This window comes from Sporosarcina contaminans (genome assembly GCF_042679045.1).
Lineage (GTDB): Bacteria > Bacillota > Bacilli > Bacillales_A > Planococcaceae > Sporosarcina > Sporosarcina contaminans.
In genome coordinates, this window is the sequence record NZ_JBHTLT010000015.1 from 1 (window position 1) to 11,754 (window position 11,754).

Sequence of the window (11,754 nt, forward strand, 5' to 3'; positions counted from 1 at the left end):
ACTGCTGAATCGCCAAATGCTTTTAATTTGGATTGAGACGATGCGAGTTGGGTTTCAAAATGTTTTAATTTAGATTCGGTTTCTACTATTTCTCGTTGGAACGCATCATACTGTGTTTGATTGATTTTGCCTTCTGCAAATTGCTTATCAACATCCGCTTGAGCATCTTTCAACCTTTTCAATTTTTCGCTTGTGTTTTCAATTTGTTCAGCCAACAAGCGCTGTTTTTGGGCAACGAGCTCCGTGTTTCCAGGACTGAATTTCAGTAACCTATCAATGTCGCGTAATTCCTTAGTAACGCTATTGGACTTTTTATTGACATCCTCTAAGGCTTTTTGTAAACCAGTCGTAGAACCGTCAATTTCAATCGTTATCCCTTTAATCCTTTTAGACATCACCTCACCACCTTAGAAGTTATCAAAGTCTGCTTGTTCTGCTTGTCTCACTTGGTTTTTGTCGCGATCCGGATTCTTCATGTCGATGTATTCGTCGATAAAATCAAGGCATCCTCCGATTGTCATGTCCTCCATGTCCAATCGGTCGAGTCCTACCTGTTTACACATAAAAAGAAAAGAGTCCAAGGTGATTGGTTCACCCGAACTCTTCTTGTCATTTATTTTTTTTTACTTGTTTGAAGGTTTTTTGTAATCATTTCTTGTACTTCTGGAATGATTTCGAAGATAGGAAACTCATCGAATTCATCAAGCCATGTCTGTGGATCTGGAATTGTTGAATCATAAGTTTTCGCCATCGCCCACAGCATGTTGTAGAACACTTCCAAATCCAAGTTTTTAATAGCTTCATAATCCATATTCTCTGGATCTAAATTTTGGAGAGCTGACAAACTATAGAGTCGAAGCATATCCGCAAAATAGTCGTTACCAAATTGAGCTTTATACCGCTTCGGCGTACCAGCTGTAGATTTGAATGTTACCTGTCTTCCATCAATCGTCAGTGTTTTTTCCATTTATTATTCCTCCCCTGGCTCCGGCAATGCAGCAGTTTTCTCGTAAACTTTCGTATACCAAGCATCATATACAGCAGGTGATGTTTCAGTAGTTGTTTTCGTTTTTACGGCATAATCCGTATGACGAGCTGACGCAATAAACGTCAATTCGTTTGGTTGTGGTTCTTTTGTATTTGTAGTTGTCTCTCCGGACACTGTCGGACGGTTAGCTGTGCAATAATACAATACATGACGAGTTGCTTTTTTATCGCCATCAAACTCAAACATAAGAGCAAATGGTTGTTGTTTAGCATCCGCTTTTTCAGTCAATGTACCGTCATCTTCGTCTTTCACTTCACCAAGAGCATCGATTGCAAATCGCTCTGGAATGTTTGCGATGGACAATGTTCCGTCATATCCGTCATTAGATGCAGAAGAATAATAGAGCATGTTGTCAGCGTAAAATTCCGCCAAGTCTCCCCGTGGATCGAGAGTTAATGAGACAGCTCCTGGAATGCGAATTGGTGTGCCGTACTTAATTTCGCCATCTGTTTCTGTGATTGGAGCGTAGTGGACATTTTTTAATCCATAGTTTACTTTGTTCGCCATTAAAATAACCTCACTTCATATATTTTTTGAAATAACTGTTCAGATTCGATGAATGTTTCATCTGATTCATAAGGAATTTCGTTATCGTCAAGAATCTTTTCAAGAACTGCTTCTGCAGCTAAGTCTTTTTTGTCGGTATATAGTTCAATATCAACCGCATTAATTTTGTGATAGGTTTTGTTATCCGCGTGAAAATTGGGCGAGAAAGTGACAAGGTAGGTAATGAACGGCGTTGGCTTCGCTTCTTTGAAATGCGAATAGGCCACAGGAAAACCCGTAGCCCTCAAAAGTTTTTTTAATTCCGCTAATGTCATCCCCGAATCACCTTCTCTACACCTTTTTCAAACTGATCAATTACCTGTTCTTCCACAGGAGCAATGTGGACTTTACCAGGAACACGACCGCCACCACGTTTCGCATGACCTTTTTCAAGTAAGTGGGCGAGTTGATAACGTGTAGCATTGTAGATCACCCACGCTTTGCCATCCCTCTTAGCGCGCCACCCCTTCGCGTATTTGCCTGTTGGGCCTTTGGGACTTGTGGCTTTCAAGGTCTTAGCGCCGTCTTTAGCTGCCTTTTCCTTTTCTTTTTCAAGACCTTCTTCGACTTCGGTTGTGTATTCCTGTAGATGTCTTACGATCGCAGTAGATATTTCGCTGATTTTAACTTTTGACATCAGCGCCCACCCTTTCGCATGTCAGTTCAAGTTCCTCAAAGTTTTCTGAGTATGTTCTCAGCACAGAATATTGATGTCCCTCAAATTCTACTTTTCGTTCACCTTGATATTCGTATGTGTGGACGACAAGAACTATTTCGGGTCGCATGTCAGAATTGGCAGCACTATAAAATTCCGTTCTGCCAACTGATTTTTTCTTACAAAGGACTTCTCTTCGCGTAACTGTGGGTATTTGATTTCCAAGTTCATCTTCTTCGAAGAATTGTTCTATCAAAACCAACTCTTGATCCCAATTACTCATTACGTCCACCCGCTTGATTGATAATTAAATTGTGCAACCTAAACTGCAAATGCCGAGGCATGGGCAATGTTACCCTTGCTGCCGATAACTGTGAATCTCCCACAGATTGGTATCGCCAAGCAGCATAGTCTGCTACAAACATTAAATGTAAAGAGCTGTCATTATTTAACGACAGCCCCTGTGCTTTTAACTCTTCTACAATTCCTTTTATGATTTCCTGTAAATAAAAATCACGGACATTAGATGTGATACCCAGCCTTGCTTTAACAATTTTTAACGCAGATTCAATCACACATTATCCCTCCCCCGACTTATCCATTTACAACATGTATGGTAGCTGTGCCTTCCACACCATTTGCAGTTGATTTTGCCGTGACCGTTGCAGTTCCTGGACGTCTGGATTGCACCCATCCCCGACCGCCTAAATCATCACGGAAAATAAGAATATTTTCATCGGATATGGACCATTCAACATCTGTGATAGCGTTAGGTGGCTCAATGTGTATTTTTAGCAGCTTATTAACTCCAAGTTCGGGAAGTGTATGCTCACTTGGCTCTAACGTAATTGTAGTCGGGGCAACTCTATCATCTGGATCAAGAATAGTTTCTTCCGTTTGGTAAACAACAACAGTGATCTGATCTTCCTTGCCACCATTAGTCGTAGCGATTACCTCTGCCACTCCTACATCATTAGCTGTAACAAGTCCGCTATTATCCACACTTAATACAGCTTCATTTGCCGAATGCCATCTAACTGATTCCTGTGCAGACAACTGCTCTGTAGTGCCTTTGAGCAATTCAAGTTCTCTTGGAATGATTACCCCTTCTTGCTCCGGTTCTTCCAACGTTAGAGTATGAATTGCAGTAAATCCACCATCCACAGTTGTTATCGTTGTTTTGTACTCTCCCGATGGCGTATTTTCCGTCCACTCGATTTTACCGTTGTTTGATACTGTTAACCCTTCCGCATTATCAATAGCGAAAGTTACCTTGTTATTAGTTGCGTTTTCCGGCTCAACGGTAACGTTTAGTTGTCTGCTACCTGATGCCCCAGCTTCTGCTGTTGATGTCTTTGGCGACACTGACACACCTGTAACATCAACTACTGGGGGATTTACTCCCCCGAGCCACCGTCCGGTGTGAATGTTACGTAAAATCCTGCATCTGTATCAGTGGCCACAACATCAAATCGGATGAAACCAGCCAACAATTGACCGTAAATGTTGTGATCTACCCATTTGACGGATGCTTGTTTACGATTAAAGAATGTGGCGAACGCTTTAGGATCTCCAACGAATCCAACAAGGTCACCATCTTTCTCGCCAATCATATCGTCATCCAATACGACTACTTCTTTACCAAATAGACGTTTACCAGATGCTACCGTAATGTCATCTTGTAGTAAATATCGCCCGTTTTTGTCTTTCATCGTGTCCAACTCGTTATACAAGGAAGCAGAAATAACAGCTTTCGCGTTGTAAACTTTTTTGATGTCTTTATTGAATACAGCCTTGAATCCGTCCAATCCAGTTACTGATTTTGGAGGAGCAGACTTTAATACTGCTGCAATAGCCGCATTAGTTGTATTCAATTCTTGATCAGCAATTTCATCAGCGATAAGACCCGTGATGTCGTAGTCCGCATCGTCAATCGCTTCTTGCGATACTGGAATGTAACCACGGTATGTCTCAATGTCATAAGCGACTTCGGAAATAGTCGGCTTTGCCAATTCCGGATTCTGTTCAAGTTCCGCAACAGAAACCATTTTGCTACCGGACTTTTTGATTACTGGATATTTACCCGCACCTCTATTAACTGGACGTACATTCACAAGTTTTTTCAAATCAATCGTTTCCTCTGGCGCTTTTTGCGCTGGCATCAGTTCTTCTGGTATAAGCGCTCCGCCATCAACAGTTTTGAATCCTTCCATTCTTACTTCTCCTTTTGAACGGACAAAGGCGTTAATTGCATCGCGTGTTTCTGTTTGATTTGGCATATTTCGTTTTCCTCCTGCTTTTGGTTTTTTTCGGTTGGAAGATTCAAGCTCGCTTTCCAATTCACTAATTTCTTCTTCTAACGATGTTTTTTCTTCTTCTGCTTTCGTGATCGCATCATCATTTTCTTTTACACTTGCTTCAATTGCTGCTAAATCCTCTTCGGATTCAACACCATCAATTGACGATTCGAGTTCACTTCGTTTGGTAAGTAATTCCACGATTTTGTCCTCCACAGATTTGAGGGAGGATCGTTTTAGGTTCAACTTTGCTCCGATTAATACTGGATTAGGCATTTTTCATCTTCTCCTTTAGCGCTTTCTTGCGCTGTTCTAATTTTTGTTTTCTAATAGCTTCTATATCTTTTTTTCGTGCTGCGATGTCCGTCTGTGGATATGCTGGGAAAGCAGTTATTGAAACTTCTAAGAGTTCAGCTTCAGTAATTCGCCATTTTGTTGTACCGTCATCATTTTCAATACGTTCCTCTTTGGTTGGATAAAAACCAAAGGAACAGCCGCGGACTTTTCCAGTTTGCACTTTTCGATAAGCGCTTTTCGCATTTGGATCTTCTAAATCGATTTTGATTTTCCCCCACAGTCCATAACTATCAGACTTGAGTTCTAATGTATCGCTCGAAAGACTACCCAAGACCATTCGTGAATCATGATTATCAAGGGCGATAATGTCCGACTCTCTTAAACTCGATTCAAAAGCACCTGGCGCGACTTCTTCAAATGCTCCCGGCCACAGTTCGGTTTCTTGGTCGTAAACGACAAAATAACCTTCAATGATTGCTTCATTTTCATTTTCGCTATCACGAGTTTTTAGATCGGAAGTAAATTGCATGTGTCGTTTTTTCATTCATCATCACCACCCTTCAATTTGTTTTGACTGCCAAGCATTCCAGCAGGGATATAGTTTTCAAGAATGATTAGCTCATTCATTTCAGCATCAGGATCTAAACCGACCCAATCCCTTAGCTCATTTCGCCGCATTGCGTTACGGTCAACCATTTGTGTTCCGGCTCCAACTAATTCATCAAGGTTATAGCTGTAGAGACTTCGTGGATTCAATCGGAAAAACCATTTAGGGTCATACAATAAATCCCGAGTAAGTGTTTGCGCTATGATTTGACCGATTGAATGGATTCGGGTGTTAACGAAATTGTTATAAGCTTCCTTGTTGAATTCACCGACACCAAGAAAAAAAGCCGGGACATCCAATAGTCCGGCCACCGTTTTCTTATCTAATTCAACACCTTCATTAATCGCAATATCTTTTAGCGATAAAGGCTTAACTTGATGTACTTGGATTAAATCAGCAGGTAGAACCCACGGCTTTGCCCCTGAATCGGATTCACTAACATACTTGTCGAGAATCTTATCCCGTCCCTCTTCGCTTGCCAATTCTTCCGTCATAGCGTCCACAGATAGGATAATTGATGGCATGTACTTACCGCTCATGAAGCTGTTCTTTGTCTTGTTGGCTTGTGATAGATTCTTCACGATGTCACGCAACGCTACACGATATCCTGTCCCCCTGTATGGATAGTTAGGATTAGGATTGATTACAAAATGAATTACTTCATCTGGATGATAGTCATTGCCATTATAATTAATCATGTAACCGTCTTTCGTTTCCTCGTATCCGACTGATCCCATCGGAAAGGGTGTTAGATCATTAATCAATCCAGTTGATGGATCGACATCGATATGAACGACAGAGTTGCCATCACCATGTAACAAAAGATCGGAAACGATTTTGTATAGCCAACCTTTTCGAGTCATGTTTTTATGAGGTTCAATATCGATTTTCCGTGACAATCCATTTCGTACACGCTTATCCCCTTGATCTGTATTTTCCATAAGGTGAATCGTCATATTTGAAACTAAATCAGCAATTTTATTAACTGCGATTACTACATCGGGATGTTCTGATAATCTGACATAACCAATGCTGTCAACGTCACCAAATGCAAAGGGAATACTAACTTTTGATCTTGTTTTTTTCTTTTTCCAAAACGCCACTTATTTCACCACCTTCAACTGTTCAGCCATTTACTTGCGTTCCCCGCTTTTTCGAGATTCTTAAGCATTTGCATACAAGAAAAAACAGCAGCATCGAATACGTCTATGCGCTGTGTGTCTAATACTTTTTCATATTTGATTGCATCATCCGTTTGTTCAACAGCCCGGACGTTTTGGAGACAATATAGAAACGCTTCTGAACCCAAGTAATAGAAATTTCCTTCTTTCGCCTTGGTTTCAATCCGCCGGAAGCCTTCTGATTTTAGATAGAATAATTGTGGAGTGTCCTCAATGCGGAATCCTTCTTTTTTCATCGTCAGGAAGAATTCACGACCAAACTTGCGGTCAAATCCGGTTTGTTTAATGCGGAAATTCAAGCGCTTCATTTTCATGTACCATTTGACGACTTCTTGATATTCCACAATCGGGCTATTGGTCATTGTGAGCCATCCATCCTCTTCCCAACCGAAAAGAGGGATATTATCAACGTCAGCCTTTTCATGAGCCGCTACCCGCGGGAAAAATGCATGTGGAATGACAATGTCAATATCTTTGTAATTTCCATAAAGCGCGCTGGCTGTTAAGTCATGACGTTTTGATAGATCCGCTCCGCCAAACCAATCGATAGGAAGCTTCGACAAGGCTTTCAATTTCTCTTCCAATGTCAAGCCGCTAAGTTTCAGCTTCTCTTCCACACTATCATTCGATGCTTTAAACTCGTCCGGATTGAAATACGCGCGCATGGCTGAGGTGTAAATATTTAACGACTTCGCCAGGAATGCTTTTCTTTGTTGTGGATCGTTTTGCGCTTCAATTGCATCATTCAACAATTCTTGGCCGGATACCGATACATTGTAATTCGGATTAGCCTTTTCATGTTCGATCGGATTTGTGTAATCCACTTCTCCATTTTCATCTTCATCAGCCTTTGTAATGAAAACGAATAACTGTTCATCTTTTGCCGTTCCGTCCAAAACCTTTTGACAGTACTTCATGCGGTTGTAGCAGAAGCTGTTGGGGTTATCTCCCGCTGTGGTTATACCAATACATAAACTATTGCGGTATGCTTTTCCGGATTCACGAATCGTATTATATTGACTGGCATTTTTATAAAGATGCAGCTCGTCCAAAATTTGAATGAGCGTATTCAAACTGTCCATACGATCACTATTGCCTGCGATTGTTTCAATACGCATATATCCATCGCCAAGGTTGCCGCTGATGCTGTGTTCTTGGTTGTTGTCGAGGATGCGGAAGTTGTCGGCTTCCCCCATCTCTTTCAAGTTGTACAAAAGGAAATTAAAACTTTGCATCGCTTGTTTCAGTTGCGCGCCCACTACAATAATTTCAGCACCCGATTTTCTTTCAAGTAATCCTAATCCCCACGCAAGAGCAGACATGAAAGGTGTCTTCCCTTGTTTACGTGTGAGCATGATAAACGCTTCTTTATATTTGCGTAAGATGGTCCCCTTGTGGAAGAATCCAAGTAAATTATAAACAGTGAACTTCTGCCACGGTTCCAATAAAAAAGGCTTACCTCTTAACGGGTAGCCCTGCATATCTTCGCCTTTTTGATGGACGAATGTCTTTTCGATTATCCGAATAACAAATTCAGCATTTTTAGGATTGAAATCATATTTAGGATTTTCTAAATCACGAAAAAACCGTTTACACATTTGAATCGTTTCTTTACACGCGACCTTTTTGCCCTCCACAATTGAGGTGGCATATTCAAATACTATATCTTGATTAATAAATTCACTCACGGATCCTCACCCAATGCTTGCACCAACTTGGACTGTGGTTTTTCTGTTTCTTTTTTCCGGACAGGAACCTCACGTTTTTTTACTGATTCAAACGCTTTCGGATTAATACAAAGCAAATTTGAATATGTAGCAAGATCTTTTCTTAATGATTCCATTGCAGAATAAATAGGTGTTTTACGATCGTTGGTAGCACCGGCTTTATTCGTATACTCTACAGTAATTTGATAACCCGATTCTTCAAATTGTTTTTCAAAAGCCTGGTACTGTGCCAACATCCCGACATAAACATCAATCGTGTGTTCATAGTTTTCACGATAAACACCCAAGTGTTTCATGTTATCAACTACACTTTTCTTCAATTGTTTTTTTGTTAATAATTTTGCCAATGATGCTGACACCCCCTTTTGAAAATTTAATAACCCGTTCTATTGGAAAAGGCTCCCCTCACCGGTCCCTGTGGATTCAATTCCGAACATTAAGGAGTGGGGGGNCTCAATCCCTTTTCCGTTAGTTCGTTTGTTACTCTGTCGTGAAATGTATTGTGGCATTTGTCGCATACGCTCAATAGGTTGGCGTTTGTCAGTCTGTATTCTGGATAATCTTCCAACGGATAGATATGGTGAACAGTGTTTGCAGGTGTTGTCTTGCCGTACCGTTTACATTCACGGCATTGGTACTCATCACGGCGGAAGATACGATCACGTTTCTTTATCCATTGTTTTGTTTTGTAGAAACTCATGTGATTCACTCCAAACAAAAAGACACCCGATTATTCGGATGCCTCACGTTTACTCAATATATCAGCTTTCAACTTCTCCATATGAACAAAAAGCTTACCTTTACGTTTAATGTACTTCTCATGTAGCTTACGCACTTCATCCTGTTCACGTCTTGCAAATTGATCAGTCACATATGAAATATATTCTTCTTTGCAATGTGGACACTGAATGTATGCTTCAATTATGTTTCCTGGATGCTTACGTTCTTTAAGTTGTATTGTGAAAGGTTCATGACATGCATCACACTGGACTTGTTGATTTTCCATATCTTCACCTCATTTTATTAAAAAGAACCATCTGCACGCTGTACATAAGACAACACGTTGTACCGTTGTTTCCGCAACGGTTAGGGTTTGCGTACAGATGGTAACCTCACACAATATACAGTGAATCCGTCAGCCTCTAATCGGGCAAGTGTTAGTAGACGATCTGCTGTATGCGCTGTTTCCGCAGCGTGAGAGAGTGTGAGTAAAAGGGGAAATTATAAAGAACGGCTAACCACGGTTCTTTATGCTCTTATAATATTTCATATTTTCAATGGGTTACATACATTTCATGAGTGAACAGAAAGTGAACATTGTGATTATGCTGCCGATTAAACAACTTCTCTACATATGCAACACTCCGTGTGTGATGGTTCTTTTACATAATATTCTCCTGCCATAGTAGTCCATACTGTCTCTGTGATTGGATGACGACACTTACCGGACTTTATGAAGTTTTTTAATCTCGCACCTTTTCGTTCATTTTCATATTTGCAGCGCGCGCAAGATAAATACTCATCGGTAGCAAGCTCCCCAAGAAATTTAACCACGATTCTTCTGATATAATAAACATCACCTTTTATAAAATTTCTATTGCAATATATACAAGTTCGTTTCAACTTCCGAGTAGCAATTTTTCGTTTCATGGAACCCCTTCCTTCTCAATAACTTCTACGAACAATAGTCCTCCACAAACCTTATCGTCCTCATTAGATCAGCATGCCGTTTCCGAATATGACTTTCACTATAGTTCAACTCTTCGGCAATCTCTTCTAAGGTGAAACCACTGATATATTTCATTTTTAGTATCTGGTTGTCCAATCCTTTGAATGTCTGGACTAATGCAATTAGCTTTAAAAGTTGTTCTCGTTTGAAGGCAAGATCACTTTTGATTCTTTCAATATTATCCTCGACTTTGGCGCCATCTGAATCAGCAGTTAATCTAACGCCAGCTAAATCACCATGCACCCATCGTTTCAATTCTGCTTCATTCTGTTCAAGGTTAAATTCCAAATAGGCAATTTCCTGTTCTAACCGTTGATAGTCTTTCAGCCATTCGTACAAAACATGCTCACCTGCCTTTTGACATTGCATTACACAATGTTGAATCAGTGAAGTATTTCAATTTCGGTTGTATCAACGTAGTCAGTGACGCCATAAGCAGGACTTTCAGCCGTAACATTTCCATCTGAGTGTTGAATACCTTCATAAATTACACCTTGACGAAACACAAGGCACATATGCCCCCAATCCTCCCAATAAATATGCTTTTTCGGAATAAATCTTATTGGTTTATCAGTACGTTCTGAATCACCTAATGCTAAGTCTCTTTTATGAGAATCTGTATATTTTTTCAATCAAAACGCCCCTCGCTTCAAATGTTCACGCATCTGATAATAAAAATGATGGTAAATGTAATTCCCGCTGTACAACTTGTCCAAGAAAACAATCGAAAAATTATATCGTGCTTCAAACGTTTTCAATGTCCCAAGCAATGCTTTCGGGTCATATTTCGAACGGTACTTACCTTTTAGGATTTTTTCATATCCATTCTTGTCCTCCACAATCAGAACAAATGGATTTTGACTTGCACGGATTAATTCATTTTCAAATGCTGTTCGAGTATCTTTTTGCAAGTTCCCTGTTATCTCGTCAATGTGCGCTTTACGCTCTAAACAACTATTTAGATATAAATCACGATGGATTCCTAATTCCGGATTGGCAGGAATCATAGCGGAATAATCACCAGTTTTAAGCGTTTGAATTTTGATCGGCACTTCCTTACTTCGTAAATATTCGAGTATATGGCCGTTTACCTGTTCACGTGTATCGACAACGATTGTCATTGTCTTTAAAATTTTGTCCAATTCGGTTTTTGTGTAATGGTAGCGTATCAATTACTTGTCTCCTTCCGTTCTGACGTGCGTAGCATGTCCTACAATCGTTTTTAAATCTTATCGAATGTAAATACTCACATTCTACTTAAAACGCCTATAAACACTCTTAAACTACTTATTTCGACTTGCCCATAATTTTGCTTTTTCATAGAATTGTACTTTCATAGAATTTGATTCTTCATTCTCATACTGTCGATAATCGTCATACGGATCCGTCCATCCGTTTTTTGCTAATGTAACCGTCCAATCGTGGAGAAGCATTAACGAATCTTCATCAGCATTAAGCCATTCACCCATTTTTTCATTCGTCTGCCATCCACAGAATAGGTGCAATGCTTTTCGAATGGTTATATCAGCAGCGCTCGCACCTTCCCATGATTTGAACCATTGATCGATGTCATTAAAAATAGGTTCAGCAGCTTTTAAAACTCCTGCCGGAATTTTCTTCGCATTATTTATTGCCAATCGTCCATCTGATTCATCCCGGTAAATTTC

General features: G+C 40.2%; 19 protein-coding genes and 1 pseudogene. All 20 read right to left on the reverse strand.

Going from position 1 to position 11,754, the window contains the following annotated elements:
- A pseudogene (locus tag ACFQ38_RS02550) lies at positions 1-395 on the reverse strand (hypothetical protein); the annotation flags it as partial.
- A 12-nt stretch (positions 396-407) separates the two neighbouring features.
- Entirely contained in the window at positions 408-536 is a 129-nt protein-coding gene (locus tag ACFQ38_RS02555; RefSeq protein WP_381479731.1) for a hypothetical protein, read from the reverse strand.
- 77 nt (positions 537-613) lie between these two features.
- Positions 614-967 carry a hypothetical protein gene (locus ACFQ38_RS02560; protein ID WP_381479713.1) on the reverse strand — a complete coding sequence of 118 codons (354 nt, stop codon included), beginning with the start codon at positions 965-967 and terminating at the stop codon, positions 614-616.
- A gap of 3 nt (positions 968-970) precedes the next feature.
- Positions 971-1,555 carry a major tail protein gene (locus tag ACFQ38_RS02565; RefSeq protein WP_381479714.1) on the reverse strand — a complete coding sequence of 195 codons (585 nt, stop codon included), beginning with the start codon at positions 1,553-1,555 and terminating at the stop codon, positions 971-973.
- Positions 1,555-1,869 carry a hypothetical protein gene (locus ACFQ38_RS02570; RefSeq protein WP_381479715.1) on the reverse strand — a complete coding sequence of 105 codons (315 nt, stop codon included), beginning with the start codon at positions 1,867-1,869 and terminating at the stop codon, positions 1,555-1,557. Before ACFQ38_RS02570 ends, ACFQ38_RS02565 begins: the two co-directional genes overlap by 1 nt.
- Positions 1,866-2,231: an HK97 gp10 family phage protein gene (locus tag ACFQ38_RS02575; protein ID WP_381479716.1), complete on the reverse strand. Its 366-nt coding sequence runs from the start codon at positions 2,229-2,231 to the stop codon at positions 1,866-1,868. Before ACFQ38_RS02575 ends, ACFQ38_RS02570 begins: the two co-directional genes overlap by 4 nt.
- Positions 2,218-2,532: a phage head closure protein gene (locus ACFQ38_RS02580; RefSeq protein ID WP_381479717.1), complete on the reverse strand. Its 315-nt coding sequence runs from the start codon at positions 2,530-2,532 to the stop codon at positions 2,218-2,220. Before ACFQ38_RS02580 ends, ACFQ38_RS02575 begins: the two co-directional genes overlap by 14 nt.
- Positions 2,525-2,824: a hypothetical protein gene (locus tag ACFQ38_RS02585; RefSeq protein WP_381479718.1), complete on the reverse strand. Its 300-nt coding sequence runs from the start codon at positions 2,822-2,824 to the stop codon at positions 2,525-2,527. The genes ACFQ38_RS02580 and ACFQ38_RS02585 overlap by 8 nt, the downstream gene beginning before the upstream one ends.
- Positions 2,825-2,843: 19 nt before the next feature.
- On the reverse strand, positions 2,844-3,620 hold the full coding sequence (locus tag ACFQ38_RS02590; protein ID WP_381479719.1) for an Ig-like domain-containing protein: 777 nt from the start codon (positions 3,618-3,620) through the stop codon (positions 2,844-2,846).
- Between the two features lie 26 nt (positions 3,621-3,646).
- Complete coding sequence (locus ACFQ38_RS02595; RefSeq protein WP_381479720.1) at positions 3,647-4,822, reverse strand: phage major capsid protein; 1,176 nt, start codon at positions 4,820-4,822, stop codon at positions 3,647-3,649.
- Entirely contained in the window at positions 4,815-5,387 is a 573-nt protein-coding gene (locus tag ACFQ38_RS02600) for an HK97 family phage prohead protease (RefSeq protein WP_381479721.1), read from the reverse strand. Before ACFQ38_RS02600 ends, ACFQ38_RS02595 begins: the two co-directional genes overlap by 8 nt.
- Positions 5,384-6,553 (reverse strand): phage portal protein, encoded by a 1,170-nt coding sequence (locus tag ACFQ38_RS02605; RefSeq protein ID WP_381479722.1) that lies wholly within the window; start codon positions 6,551-6,553, stop codon positions 5,384-5,386. The genes ACFQ38_RS02600 and ACFQ38_RS02605 overlap by 4 nt, the downstream gene beginning before the upstream one ends.
- A gap of 14 nt (positions 6,554-6,567) precedes the next feature.
- Complete coding sequence (locus tag ACFQ38_RS02610; protein ID WP_381479723.1) at positions 6,568-8,319, reverse strand: terminase large subunit; 1,752 nt, start codon at positions 8,317-8,319, stop codon at positions 6,568-6,570.
- The gene (locus ACFQ38_RS02615) at positions 8,316-8,705 is read right to left on the reverse strand and encodes a P27 family phage terminase small subunit (RefSeq protein WP_381479724.1); all 390 of its coding nucleotides are present in this window, start codon (positions 8,703-8,705) and stop codon (positions 8,316-8,318) included. The genes ACFQ38_RS02610 and ACFQ38_RS02615 overlap by 4 nt, the downstream gene beginning before the upstream one ends.
- Before the next feature lie 89 nt (positions 8,706-8,794).
- Positions 8,795-9,058: an HNH endonuclease gene (locus ACFQ38_RS02620; RefSeq protein ID WP_381479725.1), complete on the reverse strand. Its 264-nt coding sequence runs from the start codon at positions 9,056-9,058 to the stop codon at positions 8,795-8,797.
- Positions 9,059-9,088: 30 nt separating this feature from the next.
- Positions 9,089-9,364 (reverse strand): hypothetical protein, encoded by a 276-nt coding sequence (locus ACFQ38_RS02625; protein WP_381479726.1) that lies wholly within the window; start codon positions 9,362-9,364, stop codon positions 9,089-9,091.
- A 669-nt stretch (positions 9,365-10,033) separates the two neighbouring features.
- A complete protein-coding gene (locus tag ACFQ38_RS02630; protein ID WP_381479727.1) occupies positions 10,034-10,426 on the reverse strand; it encodes a sigma factor-like helix-turn-helix DNA-binding protein in 393 nt (130 codons plus the stop codon).
- A gap of 44 nt (positions 10,427-10,470) precedes the next feature.
- On the reverse strand, positions 10,471-10,719 hold the full coding sequence (locus ACFQ38_RS02635) for a hypothetical protein (RefSeq protein WP_381479728.1): 249 nt from the start codon (positions 10,717-10,719) through the stop codon (positions 10,471-10,473).
- Positions 10,720-11,259, reverse strand: coding sequence for an ERCC4 domain-containing protein (locus ACFQ38_RS02640; RefSeq protein ID WP_381479729.1), 540 nt, complete (start codon positions 11,257-11,259; stop codon positions 10,720-10,722).
- A gap of 111 nt (positions 11,260-11,370) precedes the next feature.
- Positions 11,371-11,754: hypothetical protein (locus ACFQ38_RS02645; protein WP_381479730.1), on the reverse strand; the 384-nt coding region annotated here is incomplete at its 5' end.